This is a genomic window from Actinoplanes missouriensis 431 (assembly GCF_000284295.1).
GTDB classification, from domain to species: Bacteria; Actinomycetota; Actinomycetes; order Mycobacteriales; family Micromonosporaceae; genus Actinoplanes; species Actinoplanes missouriensis.
On sequence record NC_017093.1, the window covers coordinates 7,745,952 to 7,759,938 of the forward strand.

At 73.8% G+C, this 13,987-nt stretch carries 13 protein-coding genes; 6 read left to right on the forward strand and 7 right to left on the reverse strand.

The window, feature by feature from the left end:
* The first annotated feature begins 20 nt into the window (after positions 1–20).
* Positions 21–404, forward strand: coding sequence for a PLD nuclease N-terminal domain-containing protein (locus AMIS_RS35260; RefSeq protein WP_014447252.1), 384 nt, complete (start codon positions 21–23; stop codon positions 402–404).
* Here the strand turns inward: AMIS_RS35260 and AMIS_RS35265 are convergent, their stop codons facing one another.
* From AMIS_RS35265 to AMIS_RS35275, 3 genes are read right to left on the reverse strand one after another with little or no spacing between them, the layout of a single operon-like run.
* The gene (locus AMIS_RS35265) at positions 405–2,027 is read right to left on the reverse strand and encodes an acetolactate synthase (RefSeq protein ID WP_014447253.1); all 1,623 of its coding nucleotides are present in this window, start codon (positions 2,025–2,027) and stop codon (positions 405–407) included.
* Positions 2,028–2,068: 41 nt separating this feature from the next.
* Positions 2,069–4,228 (reverse strand): Hsp70 family protein, encoded by a 2,160-nt coding sequence (locus AMIS_RS44420; protein ID WP_014447254.1) that lies wholly within the window; start codon positions 4,226–4,228, stop codon positions 2,069–2,071.
* A gap of 42 nt (positions 4,229–4,270) precedes the next feature.
* Positions 4,271–5,044 carry an enoyl-CoA hydratase/isomerase family protein gene (locus AMIS_RS35275; RefSeq protein ID WP_014447255.1) on the reverse strand — a complete coding sequence of 258 codons (774 nt, stop codon included), beginning with the start codon at positions 5,042–5,044 and terminating at the stop codon, positions 4,271–4,273.
* Between the two features lie 80 nt (positions 5,045–5,124).
* On the opposite strand from AMIS_RS35275, the gene AMIS_RS35280 reads away from it, so the two are divergent.
* Genes AMIS_RS35280 through AMIS_RS35295 form a run of 4 tightly spaced genes read left to right on the forward strand, consistent with a single transcriptional unit; the run spans position 5,125 to position 7,490 of the window.
* The gene (locus tag AMIS_RS35280) at positions 5,125–5,586 is read left to right on the forward strand and encodes a DUF6232 family protein (protein WP_014447256.1); all 462 of its coding nucleotides are present in this window, start codon (positions 5,125–5,127) and stop codon (positions 5,584–5,586) included.
* Positions 5,583–5,936, forward strand: a complete 354-nt coding sequence (locus AMIS_RS35285; RefSeq protein WP_014447257.1) for a DoxX family protein — start codon at positions 5,583–5,585, stop codon at positions 5,934–5,936. The genes AMIS_RS35280 and AMIS_RS35285 overlap by 4 nt, the downstream gene beginning before the upstream one ends.
* A 56-nt stretch (positions 5,937–5,992) precedes the next feature.
* The gene (locus AMIS_RS35290; RefSeq protein WP_014447258.1) at positions 5,993–6,910 is read left to right on the forward strand and encodes a methyl-accepting chemotaxis protein; all 918 of its coding nucleotides are present in this window, start codon (positions 5,993–5,995) and stop codon (positions 6,908–6,910) included.
* Between the two features lie 52 nt (positions 6,911–6,962).
* Positions 6,963–7,490, forward strand: a complete 528-nt coding sequence (locus AMIS_RS35295) for a PAS domain-containing protein (protein ID WP_014447259.1) — start codon at positions 6,963–6,965, stop codon at positions 7,488–7,490.
* A gap of 10 nt (positions 7,491–7,500) precedes the next feature.
* Here AMIS_RS35295 and AMIS_RS35300 read toward each other — a convergent pair whose 3' ends face one another.
* Genes AMIS_RS35300 through AMIS_RS35310 form a run of 3 tightly spaced genes read right to left on the reverse strand, consistent with a single transcriptional unit; the run spans position 7,501 to position 10,448 of the window.
* Entirely contained in the window at positions 7,501–8,409 is a 909-nt protein-coding gene (locus tag AMIS_RS35300; RefSeq protein ID WP_014447260.1) for a ribokinase, read from the reverse strand.
* A gap of 1 nt (position 8,410) precedes the next feature.
* The gene (locus tag AMIS_RS35305; protein ID WP_041830266.1) at positions 8,411–9,226 is read right to left on the reverse strand and encodes an ABC transporter ATP-binding protein; all 816 of its coding nucleotides are present in this window, start codon (positions 9,224–9,226) and stop codon (positions 8,411–8,413) included.
* Between the two features lie 46 nt (positions 9,227–9,272).
* A complete protein-coding gene (locus AMIS_RS35310) occupies positions 9,273–10,448 on the reverse strand; it encodes an ROK family transcriptional regulator (RefSeq protein ID WP_014447262.1) in 1,176 nt (391 codons plus the stop codon).
* Positions 10,449–10,621: 173 nt separating this feature from the next.
* Here AMIS_RS35310 and AMIS_RS35315 point away from each other — a divergent pair, with 173 nt between their 5' ends.
* A complete protein-coding gene (locus tag AMIS_RS35315) occupies positions 10,622–12,073 on the forward strand; it encodes a glycoside hydrolase family 3 N-terminal domain-containing protein (RefSeq protein WP_014447263.1) in 1,452 nt (483 codons plus the stop codon).
* A gap of 907 nt (positions 12,074–12,980) precedes the next feature.
* Here AMIS_RS35315 and AMIS_RS35320 read toward each other — a convergent pair.
* Positions 12,981–13,940, reverse strand: a complete 960-nt coding sequence (locus tag AMIS_RS35320; RefSeq protein WP_014447264.1) for a type IV toxin-antitoxin system AbiEi family antitoxin domain-containing protein — start codon at positions 13,938–13,940, stop codon at positions 12,981–12,983.
* Positions 13,941–13,987: the final 47 nt, after the last annotated feature.

Here is a 13,987-nt window from a genome sequence, read left to right on the forward strand (position 1 = left end):
CGGCGGGGCATCATTGCGGCATGGTCCGGTTGTTCATCCTCTTGGCCGCGGCGGCGCTCGTCCTGCTGATCCTCGCGCTGATCAGCGGTCTCTCCGCGGATCGCGTCCGCCACCTGCCGCGCGCGGTCTGGGTTCTGGTGATCCTTCTCATCCCGATCGCCGGTCCGGTCGCCTATTTCGCCTGGGGCCGTCCGGTCGCCGCCCGCCGCGCGCCGGCCCGCCCCTCGTCACCGGATGACGACCCGGAGTTCCTGCGTTCGATGAATGTCGAGCAGTCCCGCCGGGAGCGCGAGATGCTGGCGAACTGGGAGCGGGAGCTGAACCAGTCCGGGGAGAGCCAGACCGCCGAGAAGCACGACGAGGAACAGCCGGATGGCGAACAAAAAGACGAAAAGAAGCCCTAGCTAGGCCAGGTTCGAGCTCCGGGGGTAAGCGTCGGCCGGGTCGGTGAGGACATTCACCAGGTACGGGACCCCCGCCGCGAACGCCCGACGCAGCGCCGGCCCGATCTCGCCGGCCTTCTCCACCGTCTCGCCCGCGCCGCCGAGCGCCCGCACCACCTCGTCGTAACGCAGCCCCGGCGTCAGATCGGCGGCCACGTCATAGCCGTACATCGCGCGCATCGGGTGCTTCTCCAGCCCCCAGATGCCGTTGTTGCCGACCACGATCACCACGGGCAGGTTCTGCCGGACCAGCGACTCGGCGTCCATCAGCGAGAACCCGGCCGCGCCGTCGCCCATCAGCACGCAGATCTGCCGGTCGGGATGGACGACCCGGGCGCCCATGGCGTAGCCCAGCCCGGTGCCGAGACATCCGTACGGTCCGGGGTCCAGCCACGTGCCGGGACGGGACGGTTCCAGGTACCGGCCCGCGTACGAGACGAAGTCCCCGCCGTCCCCGATCGTCACGGCGTCCGGCTCCAGGATCCGCCGCAGCTCGCCGTAGACGCGGGCCGGCCGGATCGGGTCGGTCTCCGCGGCCGTCTCGGCGGCGTCGCGGGCCTTCCCGGCGTCCTCGGCGGCCCGCAGCCCGGCCACCCACTCCGCATGATCGGCCCGCCGGCCGGTCCAGGCGGCCAGCGCGGTCAGCGTCCGGCACAGGTCACCGGCGGGCGCGGCGGCAGGCGTCAGATGCGTGGCCCGCTGCTCCGGCGCGGCCACGACGTGCACCACCCGGGCCGCACCGAAATCGCCGAACCCGAGCCGGAAGTCGAGCGGCGTGCCGATCACCGCGACCACGTCGGCCTCGGCCAGGGCCGGCCGGCGGGCCCGGGCGAACGCCAGCGGATGCCCGGGTGGCAGGACGCCCCGGCCCATACCGTTGGTGAAGACCGGGACGTTCAGCTCCTCGGCGGCGTGCCGGAGCTCGTCGACGGCGCCCAGGCTCCAGACGTCCGAGCCGGCCACGATCACCGGCCGCTGCGCGGTGGCGAGCAGCTCGGCGGCGGTGGCCACGTCGTCCGGGTCGGCTTCGGTGACCGCGATCGCGAGCTCCCCCGGCCGCGGCGCCTCCGCTGTTGAGAAGATCACTTCGAGCGGGAGGTCGAGGAACGCCGGCCCGCGGTGCGGGGTGAGCGCGGCGGTCAGCGCGGCGGCGATCTCACCGGGGATCGACGCGGTGGCCGGGACCGTCGCGGCGTACCGGGTGATCGGCGTGACCAGCGGGACGTGATCGATCTCCTGGAGGCTGCCGGAGCCCCAGCGGAAGGCCGGCGCGCGCCCGCCGAGCACCAGCACCGGCGAGCCGTTGAAGTGGGCGCTGGTCACGGCGGAGATGCCGTTCGTCACACCGGGACCGGCGGTCAGCACGGCGAGCCCGGGACGGCGCCGCAGTTTCGCCACCGCCTCGGCGGCGAAGACCGCGGACTGCTCGTGGCGCACGTCGTAGACGCCGAAACCGGCGTCGTGCGCGGCCGCGTACAGGGGGAAGACGTGCCCGCCGGAGAGCGTGAACATCTCGGTGATCCCGTGTGCCCGCAGCGCCGCCAGCGCCAGCTCGCCGCCGTGCCCCTCGATCGTCTCGCCCATGCCCGCTCCCGTCCGTCACGCCGGCCGGCCCCGCCGGTCGGTCAGCCCAGGCCGACAAGCCTGGCGATGTCCTCGAAGACGTTCACCGCGTCCTGCGGCAGCGGCTTACCGTTCGCGTACCCGTACGCCAGCACCAGCGCGACGAGCGGCACGACCACCATCGCCATCAGGCTGATCAGGATCTGCACCGCCCGCAGCATCCGCCCGCGCCGCTTCGGTTTCCGCTGCGGTTTCTGCTGCGGTTTCTGCTTGCCGGAACGTTTCCGCAGGTCGGGCTGCGGGTCAGGACCGGGTGGCTGCGGTCGCTGCGGCGCACGCGGCGCGGCCGCGACCGCCCGCGCCGGCGGAACCGGGCGTGCCGACCCCATCACCGGCGAGACCGGACGCGTCTGCGCGCCCATCGGGGAGATCGGCCGGGCGTGTGCCACCACCGGCGGCGCCTGCCGCGTCGCGCGCGGCGCCGGTCCGGCCTGCCTCGGGGGTACGGCTGACGGCCACCCGTCGTTCCGCGGCGGCGCAGTGGCGGCCGTGGCGTCCGGATCGGGTCGCCAGGTCGACGGGTCGGCGTGCGGCCACGGGTCGACCGGCGGTCGCAGATGCGGCGGCAGGTCCGTGTGCTCGGGTTCGAACCGCTGCGGCTCCGGCTCGGCGGCCTCGACCCGCTGCGGCGTCCGCTTCGGCAGCGGCGCGGCCTCGTCCCGGCGGTCCGCCCCGGCCGAGCTCGGTGCCGGCTGGTCCGGTGGCGGGGTCTCGCCGAGGTTCTCCGTGGCGAGCGGCCCGGGAACCGGGAACGGGCCTGACACCCGCACCGCTGTCGGGCCGTCCTCCGCCGGACCCGCCTCGTCCGGGGAGTCGGCGGCCGGCTCCGGGCGATCGGCGAGCGCCGTCGCCGCCTCGGCCTCGGCGGCCAGCTCGGCCGACGGCTGCACGGCGACCGGCGTGGTCACCGCGGGTCGTTCCTCGGTCGGACCGGCCACCGCGGTCAGCGGGGCGCCGGACACGGCGGCCGGGAGCCGGCCGGCCACGACCGTCGCGCCGTCCGGCTCGGCGCCGGCCTTCTCGGCCGGGAGGTACTTCGAGGGCAGCCGCAGCTCCTCGGTGGGCCCGGGCGCGGCCGGCTCGCTCGCCAGCAGCGCCGCGCCGGCCAGGATGCTGCCCTCGGCCACCACCAGCTCCGGCTGTTCGATCACCACCGGCGGGTCGCCCAGCTCGCGGTGCAGCAGCGTGGCGACCAGCGGGATCCGGCTCGCGCCGCCGACCAGGAAGACGCCGGCCAGCCGGCCGTCCGGCAGGTCGGCCCAGCGCAGCAGGTTCCGGGTGATCTCGACGGTCTGGTCCAGCACCGGCCGGGCCACCGTCTCCAGCTCCTCGCGGGTGAGGTGCGCCTCGGTGTCCAGCAGCGGCACCACGAAGTCCGCGGCCTGCGCCCGGGAGAGCCGCTCCTTGGCGATCCGCACGTCGTCCCAGAGCTGCCGCCGGGCGCGCCGCTCCTCGACTGTCGCCGGTTCCATCAGCGGCTGCCAGCCGTCGGTCCGCAGGTGCTCCACGATCGCCGCGTCCACGTCCAGGCCGCCGAGATCGTCCCGGCCGTCCACGGCCAGAACCTCGAACCCCGACGAGGTACGCGCCACCACGCTCGCGTCGAACGTGCCGGCCCCGAAGTCGTGCACCACCACGACCGAGCCGATCGGCACGTCGCGCCCGAGCACCTCGGCGAAGTACGTCGCTGCGGCGACCGGCTCGGCGACCAGGCGGACGCTCTCCAGACCGGCTCGCGCGGCCGCCTCGGCGAGCAGGGTGCGGCGCGCCGAGCCCCAGCTGGCCGGGCAGGTCAGCGTGGTCTCCGGCCGGTACGGCCCGACCGCCCGGTGCCACTCCTCGACGACCCGGGCCAGCACCGCCGCGATCAGCTCGACGGTCTCGAACTCCCGCTCGCCGAGCAGCACCAGGCCGTCGTCGACGCGGCGTTTCGGGTTCGGCTCGAACCGCGCCGGGTCGAGCCGGGCGCTGTGCACCGCGTCCCGCCCGACGAGCAGGTTGCCCGCGGCGTCGGCGTAGACGGCCGACGGCAGCAGCGGGGAGCCGTCGACCAGGATCGGCCGGGCACGGCCGTCCGGCCATCGCGCCACGGCGACGGTGTTCGAGGTGCCGAAGTCGATGCCGAGGGCGTACCGCTTCGGACCACCCTGGTCGATGGACATGACCGCAGTCTAGGCAATGACGGACCCGTATCGGTCCCTCCACTACCTGCCGGTGAACTTCGGCCGCCGCTTCTCGACGAAAGCGGTGGTTCCCTCCACCCGGTCGTCGGTCGCGAACAGCCCGGTGAACAGGTGCGACTCCAGCGCAAGGCCGGAATCGAGGTCCACGTCCAGTCCGCCGTCGATCGCCTGTTTCGCGGCGCGCAGCGCGAGCGCCGGGCCGGTGACGAACGGGCGGACCAGGTCGAGCGCCGTCGCGTAGACCTCCGCGGCCGGGACGACCCGGTCGGCGAGACCGATCCGCAGGGACTCCTCGGCGTCCACCATCCGGCCGGAGAAGATCAGGTCCTTGGCCTTGGCCGGGCCGATCAGGCGGGCCAGCCGCTGGGTGCCGCCGGCGCCCGGGATGAGCCCGAGCTTCACCTCCGGCTGGCCCAGCTTGGCGTCGTCCGCGACCACCCGCCAGTCGCAGGCGAGAGCCAGCTCACATCCGCCGCCCAGCGCGTACCCGGTGATCGCGGCGACGACCGGTTTCGGGATCCGGGCGACGGTATCGATCGCGCTGGTCAGCGCGCCGGCCCGGGACACCATCCGCGAGTAGGTGGCGGTGGTGAACTCGGTGATGTCGGCGCCGGCCGCGAAGACCTTCTCGCCGCCGAAGACGACCACCGCGCGGATCTCGTCGTCGGCGGACGCGGCCTGCGCGGCCTCCCGCAACTCCTCCTGGACCCGCACGTTGACCGCGTTCATCGGTGGCCGGTCGAGCCGGATCGTCCCGATGCCACCGGACACCTCGAGCCGTACGAACTCGCCCACCCGTGCCTCCTCGCGCTGGGTCGTTTGGCCGACAGCCTATGCCGGGTACCGATTACATTGGGGGGTCTCTGGGAGGGGAAATGACGACGTACTACCGGGACCCGGAAGTGCTCATCACATCGTCCGGCGTCCACATGAACAACCAGGACTTCCGGCTGCCCGAGCTGATCCGGGTCTGGTACACGCGAGGCGCCCGGGACTGGGGCGTCATCGCCCGGCGCGGCGCGCTCGGGCTCACCATGCTGCTGCCGCTCGCGGCCGGCGTGCTCGCCATCGGCGTGGCGCTGGTCATCGAGGCCACCTTCGCCACCACGCTCGCCTTCCTGGTCGGCGGTGTCCTGGTCGGCCTCGCCGTCGTGCCCGTCGCCGACCTGCTGCTCGAGCGGGTCGACAGGTCGTACGACCGGGGGAGCCGCAGCCTGGAGATCTGGGGCCGCGTGCCGGGCGGCGACGTGCTGCTGCTGCGCACCGACAACGCCCAGCGGTTCGGCCGGGTCTACCGGGCACTCCAGCGGGCTCTCGAACCGGCCGTGCGCCGGTGAGGCGGGACGCCGCGGGCCTGGCCGCCCTGCTCGCCACGACGGGTGTGCTGCACCTCGCCGTCCCGAAGCCCTTCGACCGGATCGTCCCGCGGTCCCTGCCCGGATCACCGCGCACGTGGACGTACCTCAGCGGGGTGGCCGAGCTGGCAGTGGCCGCCGCCGTCGCACATCCCCGGACCCGGCGGGCCGGCGGTCTCGCCGCCGCCGCGCTCTTCGCGGCGGTCTTCCCCGCCAACGTCACGATGGCCGCCGACTGGCGGCGCGCCTCCCCGGCCCGGCGGGCGATCGCCTATGGCCGGCTGCCGCTGCAGGCGCCCCTGATCGCCTGGGCCTGGCGGGTGTCCCGCTGACCGCTTCGGCGGAAATCACGGACCTCGTCGTCCGTCTTGGGGACGATGAAGGGACCATGAGCAGGAACGCCGGAATTCCCATCGCATCCCTGGACGACGCCGTTCGCGTGGTCACCGACGTCTGCGACCGTGCCCGCGGCGGCGACATGGAGGCCCGGGTGCCACCGCTCGGCGACGCGCCCGAGGCGGCCGGCCTGCGGACGGCGGTGAACGGCCTGCTGGACCAGGTCGACGCGTTCGTCCGGGAGGCGGGGGCGGCGTCCGCCGCGGCCGCCGCGGGACGGTTCCACCGGCGTTTCCTCGATCAGGGCCTGAACGGGGTGTACCGGGCGGCCGCCCGGCAGATCACCCACTCCAACCAGGTGATGAGCCGGACCGCCGCCGAGTTCGCGGACGCCGCGCAGGGCCGGCTGCGCCTCGCCGACCAGCTGGAGTCGGCGGTGCTCACCGTCTCCGAGCAGGTCGCCACCGCGGCCACCGAGATGGGCGCCTCGGCGAACGGGCTGGCCTCCTTCGCCCGGGAGGCGGTCACCGACGCGGAGCGGGGCCTGGGCACGGTCTCCTCGCTGCGCAGCTCCTCGGACGAGATCCGGCACGCCGTCGACCTGATCAACAAGGTCTCGGCGCAGACCCGTCTGCTGGCGCTCAACGCCACCATCGAGGCGGCCCGGGCCGGGACCGCCGGGCTCGGCTTCGGCGTGGTCGCGGGCGAGGTGAAGACCCTCGCGAACGAGACGAGCGCGTCCAGTGAGGAGATCATGCGGCAGGTCGCCACGGTCCAGCAGGCGGCGGCCGATGCGATCGGCGTCCTGGAGGCGGTCACCGCGCGGATCCGCGAGATGAGCGACCTCGTCGACGGCATCGCGCGGGCCGTGGACGGCGGACCGGACCTGGCGTCCGGTGGGTTGTCCCAGCTCGCCGAGGTGCTGCAGGGCGAAGTCTCGCGGTTCGTCACGATGATCCGCGAGGCGTGAATCGGCGAACCCGGCGCGCGGGCCCGGCCGGCCGGGGACCATCGGAGTCACCATGAAACCGACACTGGTCCGGCCGAGCGGGGTGGAGCGCACGTTCAGCGAGGGCGAGCTGATCGTCACGAAGACCGACCCGCGCGGCGTCATCACGTACGCGAACGACGTCTTCCTGCGCATGTCCGCGCTCACCGAGGAGGAGGCGGTCGGGCAGCCGCACAGCGTGATCCGTCACCCGGACATGCCGCGTGCCGTGTTCAAGCTGCTCTGGGACACCCTCAAAGCCCAGAACGAGATCTTCGCGTACGTGGTGAATCTCGCCGCCGACGGAGCGCACTACTGGGTTTTCGCGCACGTCACTCCGTCCTACGACAGCGCCGGACGGGTGGCCGGTTACCACTCCAACCGGCGGGTGCCGTCGCGTACCGCGATCAGCGCGGCCGAGGAGCTCTACGGCGTGCTGCGGGCCGCCGAGCGCCGGCACGACCGCACCCCGGACGCCGTGGCAGCCGGCGAGGAGGCCCTGATCCGGATCCTCGCCGAGCGCGGCCGCACCTACGACGAGCTGGTCTGGGATCTGGCCTGACCGGAGGGCCTCAGCTCGCCCCGCTCGCGTACAGCCGGTCGATCTCGGCGCGTTCCGGGAGCGCGGTGCTGGCACCCACCCGCTGGACGCAGACCGCGCCTGCCGCGTTGGCCCAGCGGACCGCGTCCACCAGGTCGCGGCCCTCGCCCCAGGCCACCGCGAGGGCGCCGGTGAACGCGTCGCCGGCGGCCGTGGTGTCGGCGACAGGCACCGCGAAGGCCGGCACGTGCACGTCCCGGCCGTCGCGGTCGGCGAACCGGGCGCCGGAGCCACTGAGCGTGAGCACCACCCGCGGCACCAGCGCCAGCAGCGCCGCCATGCCGGCCGGATCATGAACCTCCGTGCCGGTGATGGCCCGCGCCTCGATCTCGTTGACCACCAGCAGGTCGACCTCGTCGAGCAGGCCGGCCGGCAGGTCCCGAGCCGGTGCGGCGTTGAGGATGGTGCGGGTGCCGCCGGCCCGGCCGGCCCGGAGCGCGGCGTGCACCGTCTCCATCGGAATCTCCTGCTGGCAGAGCAGCACGTCGGCTCCGGCGATCACCGACTGCTCGTCGGCGGTGAGGCCGGTGAACGTCCGGTTCGCCCCCGGGCTGACCAGGATGGAGTTCTCGCCGGCCCGGTCCACCATGATCACCGCGACACCGGAGGCGCCGTAGCTCGTGCGTACCCGCCCGGTGTCGACGCCCGCGGCGGCCAGCCGCGCGCCCAGGGTGACCCCGAACGCGTCCGAGCCGATCGCGCCGAGGAACGTGGTCGCGCCACCGGCCCGCGCGGCCGCGATGGCCTGGTTCGAGCCCTTGCCGCCGGGCGCCATCACGAAATCGTCACCGAGCACGGTTTCACCCGGCCGGGGCAACGCCGGCGCCAGCCCGACGAGGTCCATGTTCGCGCTGCCGGCGACGACGACCCGGGGCGCCATCTCAGGCGGCCCGTGCCGTGTAACGGTCGCCGAACCGGTCCACCACCAGCGGCAGCCCGAACGTCTTGGTCAGGTTCTCGGCGGTCATCACCTCGCCGAGCAGACCGGCCGCGACGGCGACGCCCTCGCGCAGCAGCAGCGCGTGGGTGAAGCCCGGCGGGATCTCCTCGACGTGGTGCGTGACCAGCACCATGGCCGGGGCGTCCGGGTCCAGCGCCAGCTCGCTCAGGTGGCCGATCAGGTTCTCCCGGCCGCCCAGGTCGAGACCGGCGGTCGGCTCGTCCAGCAGCATCAGCTCGGGGTCGGTCATCAGCGCGCGGGCGATCTGGGTGCGCTTGCGCTCGCCCTCGGAGAGAGTCCCGAACTCACGGTCGGCGAACGCCGTCATGCCGAGCTGTTCGAGCAGCTCACGGGCGCGGGCCTCGTCCAGCGGGTCGTAGCTCTCCCGCCAGCGGCCGACCACCGACCAGGCGGCGGTGAGCACCACGTCCAGCACCTTCTCGCCCGGCGGCACCTGGTCGGCGAACCGGCCGGTGGTGATACCCACCCGGGTGCGCAGTTCGTTCACGTCGGTGCGGCCCAGCTTCTCGGCCAGCACGTACGCCTGGCCGCTGGTCGGGTGCATCCGGGCGGACGCGAGGTTGAGCAGGGTGGTCTTGCCGGCGCCGTTCGGCCCCAGCACCACCCAGCGTTCGTCGAGCTCAACCTGCCAGGACAGGTCACGGATCAGGAAGTTGCCCGCGCGGACCACGCTGACGCGGTCGAAGGCGATGACGGTGTCCTCGTCGGGCGGAATGGATACAGCGGCCTCCAGCACGCGTCCATCCAACCACGTGGGCGTGGTGTTCCCCGGCACCACCTACTCAGTCGGTGGTCGAGCCGAAGACCTCGTCGCGGACCGCGTTCAGCGCCGTCCGCAGGGCGCCGTGCAGCACCGGCTCGGACGCCACGCCGGTCACCACGACCTTCGGCGAGACCAGCGTGATCGCGGCGACCTCCCGCTCCACGCGCTCGGCCAGCGCGGTGTCACCCGCCCGGCCGACCTCGCCGGCCAGCACCACGAGCGGCGGGTCGAGCACCACACAGGTCGCCGCGACACCGAGGGCGAGACGCCGGGCCAGCTCGTCGAGCACCGGCTCACCGGCCGGACCGGCCGCGACGGCGGCCCGCACCACGTCGACCGCCTCCGCGCCACGGAACCCGAACTGCTTGCCGATCGCCTTGACCGCGTCGGCGCCGGCCAGCGCCTGGAACGCGCCTTTCACTCCACGGCGGGACGCGTTGTGCGGCACCTCGGCGCCGGCCACCGGCAGATAGCCGATCTCGCCGGCCGCCCCGGTGGCGCCCTGGTGCAGGCGGCCGGCGATCACCGTGGCGAGGCCGACGCCGCGGCCGATCCAGATCAGCGCGAAGTCGCTGACCCCGGTGGCCGCGCCGGTGCCGGACTCGGCGACCGCGGCCAGGTTCACGTCGTTGCCGAAGAAGACCGGGGTGCTCAGGTCCCGGCGCAGCTCGGCGAGCAGGCCCCGGTGCCAGCGCGGCAGGTCGTGGGCGAAGGAGATCTCGCCGGACTCCGGGTCGACGAGTCCGGGGGTGCCGAGCACGACACGGCGTACCGAGGACATATCGGTGCCGGCCTCGCCGGCGGCCTGGACCACCGCGTTGTGCACCACGCCGACCGGGTCGTCGGTGTCCTTGGTGCTCTGCTCGACACGGCTGATGACGGTGCCGGTGATGTCCGCGCAGGCGGCGACCACGCAGTCCGGGCCGACGTCCACGCCGATCACGTACGCGCTGCCGGGGGTGACCGCGTAGAGCTGCGCGTTCGGGCCACGGCCACCGGCCTGCTCGCCAATCCGGCGGACCAGGCCGCGTTCCTCGAGACGCTCGACGAGCTGGGAGGCGGTGACCTTGCTGAGGCCGGTCATCTCACCGAGCTGTGCCCGCGTCAGCGGTCCACGGGTGAGCAGCAGGTCCAGCGCCGCACGGTCGTTGAGTGCGCGCAGCAGCCGGGGCGTGCCCGGGAGACGGGTGACCATAGCGTTGTCCCCTAATACTAAAGGTTCTTTCCTGTTACAGTGTCGACGCTCGACACGCAGCCGCAGCGTAACGGTAGGCGACGTTGCCTGACCGGAGGGTGGCTCATCGACTCCGAGCGATCATGGCAGGTCGCGGGCATCCCGGACCACTCTCCCGCCACCGGAAGGACAACATGTCTCACGATCCGGGCCTTCGCCGGCTCGCCCTGCGCACCCTGCTCGCGGCCTTCCCCGGCGCCACCGCGCCGGACTGGGCGCTCGAACTCGTCGCCGACGGGCTCGCCGGGCACACCCTGTTCGCGACGAACGTGGACGACCCCGCCCAGCTCGCCGCCCTGACCGGGACACTCCGGACGGCCCGCCCCGATGTGCTGGTCGCCATCGACGAAGAGGGCGGCGACGTCACCCGGCTGGGGCATCACGCGGGTAGCCCGTACCCCGGAAACGCCGCCCTCGGCGCGGTGGACGACCCGGATCTCACCCGCCGGGTCTATGCCGCCATCGGCGGCGACCTGGCCGCCGCCGGCGTGAACCTCGACCTCGCGCCCACCGTCGACGTCAACACCGCCGACGAGAACCCGATCATCGGAACCCGCTCCTTCGGCGCCGACCCCGACCTGGTCGCCCGGCACGCCGCCGCGGCCGTCACCGGCCTGGAATCGACAGGCGTCGCGGCCTGCGCCAAACACTTCCCCGGCCACGGCGCCACGGTCAGCGACTCGCACCTCGAACTGCCCACCGTCGACGTGCCACTGGACGTGCTGCGCACGCGGGACCTGCCGCCGTTCGCCGCGGCGGTGGCGGCCGGCGCGCAGGCCGTGATGAGCGCCCACATCCGGGTGCCCGCACTCACCGGGGCCGGGCCCGCGACGTTCAGCCGGGCCGCGCTCACCGGCCTGCTCCGCGAGGAGCTCGGCTTCCGGGGCGCGATCGTGACGGACGCCCTGGAGATGCGCGGGGCGGCGGGGGCAGCCGGGAGCATTCCGCTCGCCGCGGTGGCCGCGCTCTCCGCCGGGGCCGACCTGCTCTGCATCGGCGCGTCGGTCGGACGGGAGCTGGTGGAGCAGGTCGCCCTCGAGATCGCTGCGGCGGTGCGGGACGGGCGGCTCGCGCAGTCGCGGCTGGAGGGTGCCGCGGCGCGAACCGCGGCGCTTGCCGCCTGGGCGGCTGCGCCGCGCCCGGCGGCGGAATCGGACGGCGAGCTGGGTGCGGCGGCGGCACGATTGGCGGTACGCGTGGAGGGGGCCCCCTCCCCCCTCCCCTCCCCCCTCGTCGTGCGGCTGGTGTCCGGCTCCTCGATCGCCGAAGGGCGCGTGCCGTGGGGCCTGCGCCCACACCTGAACGGCATCGAGCAGGTCGACCTCGTCGCGGCGTCGACGACCGCCGACGAGGTCGCGGCGCTCGCCGGTGACCGGCCCGTGGTCGTCGTCGGCCGGCGACTGCACAGTTCGGCACCGGCCCGGGATCTCGTGGAGAAACTGGCCGTCGCGCGACAGGTCAGCGTCGTCGAGATGGGCTGGCCGTCGAGCTGGCGGCCGGCCGGGGTGGCGGCCTTCGTGGTGACGCACGGCGCGAGTCTCGCGAACGGGCGGGCCGCCGCGGAGGCCCTGCACCTGGCCGGCTGACGCCAATGCCACTCAGCTTGAGTTGATCGTTCGATGACGTGCTGCTTCGGTTGACTGGGTGGAGCGCCGTGGGCCGTCGCATCGCCCGGCCGCGCCGCAGTCGCGGGGCCCGGCCCGAGACGTACCGGCGCCAGCGGTGGCGGCGTGGATGAGGCCACACGCAACGCCGGCACCGCAGGGACGAGGTCACACGCAACGCCCGTGCCACGGGGACGAGGTCACACGCAACGCCCTTGCCACAGGGATCAGGGCACACGCAACGCCCGTGCCACAGGATCAGGTCACACGTAACGGCTGCGTGGCGTTTCATCAACGCCAGGGCCGGGATGGAAGCACACGAACCGTTTCCGTGCGACCTCATCGCGGCCGGCGTGAGCTTCGGTGTGCCGCCGCCCTCGCGACAGAGCCGCATCGTGAGCCGCCACCCACGCACGAGCCACCGTGAGCCGCCCTGCCGTTCACCACCCGGGCCGGGCCCCGCGACTGCGGCGCAACCGGTTGATGCGGCGGTCCGGTCGCTCCGTCCAGGCGAGCGAAGCAGCACGTCGGTGAGCTGACGCCGTGACCACTGACGTGTCCCGGCGGTCGCGCTGCGGCCTTGAGTGGCAGGTGGTCGCGCGGCTTCTCGGGGACTGTGCTGGTGCGGTTGTCCGGCGGATCTGCGCGTACCCCATTATTTGTTTTCATCGACACCTTCCGCCCGAAACGGGCTAACCGAACGGACATAGTCGGCGTTGGGCGGTTTCCGGGTGGGGGTCCATCACGTAGCGTCATGGTCACAGGTGGATCTGGGGACGTCGTGGACTTCGGCTCGGGACCAGCAGGAACCGCGACGCAGACGGTGGGCCGGGCACGGGTCGACTTCGCCGAGTAGTCGCGGCGCCCGGCTCACCACCGTGCCGCCGCGCTATGCCGCTGCCTCGTGGAGATCCAGCCTGCACGCCGCGCCGCACTGCCGGGGCACGCCGCGCCAGCCTCGGCTTCGCAGCACGCCGGCCACCTGAGCGGCCACCCCGCACGGGTCCTCGCCGATGTCGAGTGATCCGTAGCGGAGGACGCGCTCACCGGACCGCACCCCTGCGTGGTCCCTGCGGAAGTTCCGCCGGCGGCCCTCGGGCGGGTGTGCCGCCAGGCCGTCGAGTTCGACGCGGACGCCGTGTTCCAGGTAGTGGACGTCGTCGTACCAGCTTCCGCCGGGACGCGGGCGACGCTGCTGGCGGGCGCCGGGTGGCAGGGCGTGCGCCCGCTCCACGTCACGCAGGTAACGCCACTCCAGCACCGATCCGACGCCGGCGCCCGCCTCGCCGAGCAGGACGGTCAGGTCGCGCCGCCGCAGCAGGCGGGGACGGTCGGACAGCGCCTTGGCGATCCGGGCCGGTGTGGTGAGGCGACGACCGCAGGCTGCCGCTATCCACGCCATCGCCTCCTCCTCCGAGCGCGCCGCCGACGCCATGTCCAGCACGGTGTCCTCCACCCGGGTCTGCGGTGGCAGCCGGACCGGGTCCAGACGCGTCGCGGTCCCCTTGGCGCGGTGCACCACCAGGCCGGCGGACGGGCGGACGCGCCGTTCGTCCGGGATGAGGACGTGGATCGGGCCGGGTGTGTCGTCGGCCAGGCCGGCCTCCTCGGCGGCCGACCGGTGGGAGAGCATCGCGCCCCGGCCGGCGGCGAGGACCGCGGCCCAGCGCAGGGCCGGGCGGGCCACCGGGCCGCTGAAGGTGGCGTAGACGCCCCGGTGGAGCCGTTGCCAGCCGCCGGACGTGTACAGGCGCCGGAGGTGGTCCGGGCTCATGCCGCTGGCCAGAGCCTGGGCGCGGGTCAGGATGCCGCGCTGATGCCGGCTGATCTCGTCGATGTGTCGCGTCATGCGGGCCAGGATCGCCGGGCGCCGGGGATGCCGCCGGTGGGGTTGTG

Bases quoted from the DNA above. Each gene is read 5' to 3' on its own strand.
- AMIS_RS35260 (WP_014447252.1), top strand. From the start codon at position 21: ATGGTCCGGTTGTTCATCCTCTTGGCCGCGGCGGCGCTCGTCCTGCTG.
- AMIS_RS35265 (WP_014447253.1), bottom strand. From the start codon at position 2,027: ATGGGCGAGACGATCGAGGGGCACGGCGGCGAGCTGGCGCTGGCGGCG.
- AMIS_RS44420 (WP_014447254.1), bottom strand. From the start codon at position 4,228: ATGTCCATCGACCAGGGTGGTCCGAAGCGGTACGCCCTCGGCATCGAC.
- AMIS_RS35280 (WP_014447256.1), top strand. From the start codon at position 5,125: ATGACGACGTACTACCGGGACCCGGAAGTGCTCATCACATCGTCCGGC.
- AMIS_RS35290 (WP_014447258.1), top strand. From the start codon at position 5,993: ATGAGCAGGAACGCCGGAATTCCCATCGCATCCCTGGACGACGCCGTT.
- AMIS_RS35295 (WP_014447259.1), top strand. From the start codon at position 6,963: ATGAAACCGACACTGGTCCGGCCGAGCGGGGTGGAGCGCACGTTCAGC.
- AMIS_RS35300 (WP_014447260.1), bottom strand. From the start codon at position 8,409: ATGGCGCCCCGGGTCGTCGTCGCCGGCAGCGCGAACATGGACCTCGTC.
- AMIS_RS35310 (WP_014447262.1), bottom strand. From the start codon at position 10,448: ATGGTCACCCGTCTCCCGGGCACGCCCCGGCTGCTGCGCGCACTCAAC.
- AMIS_RS35315 (WP_014447263.1), top strand. From the start codon at position 10,622: ATGTCTCACGATCCGGGCCTTCGCCGGCTCGCCCTGCGCACCCTGCTC.
- AMIS_RS35320 (WP_014447264.1), bottom strand. From the start codon at position 13,940: ATGACGCGACACATCGACGAGATCAGCCGGCATCAGCGCGGCATCCTG.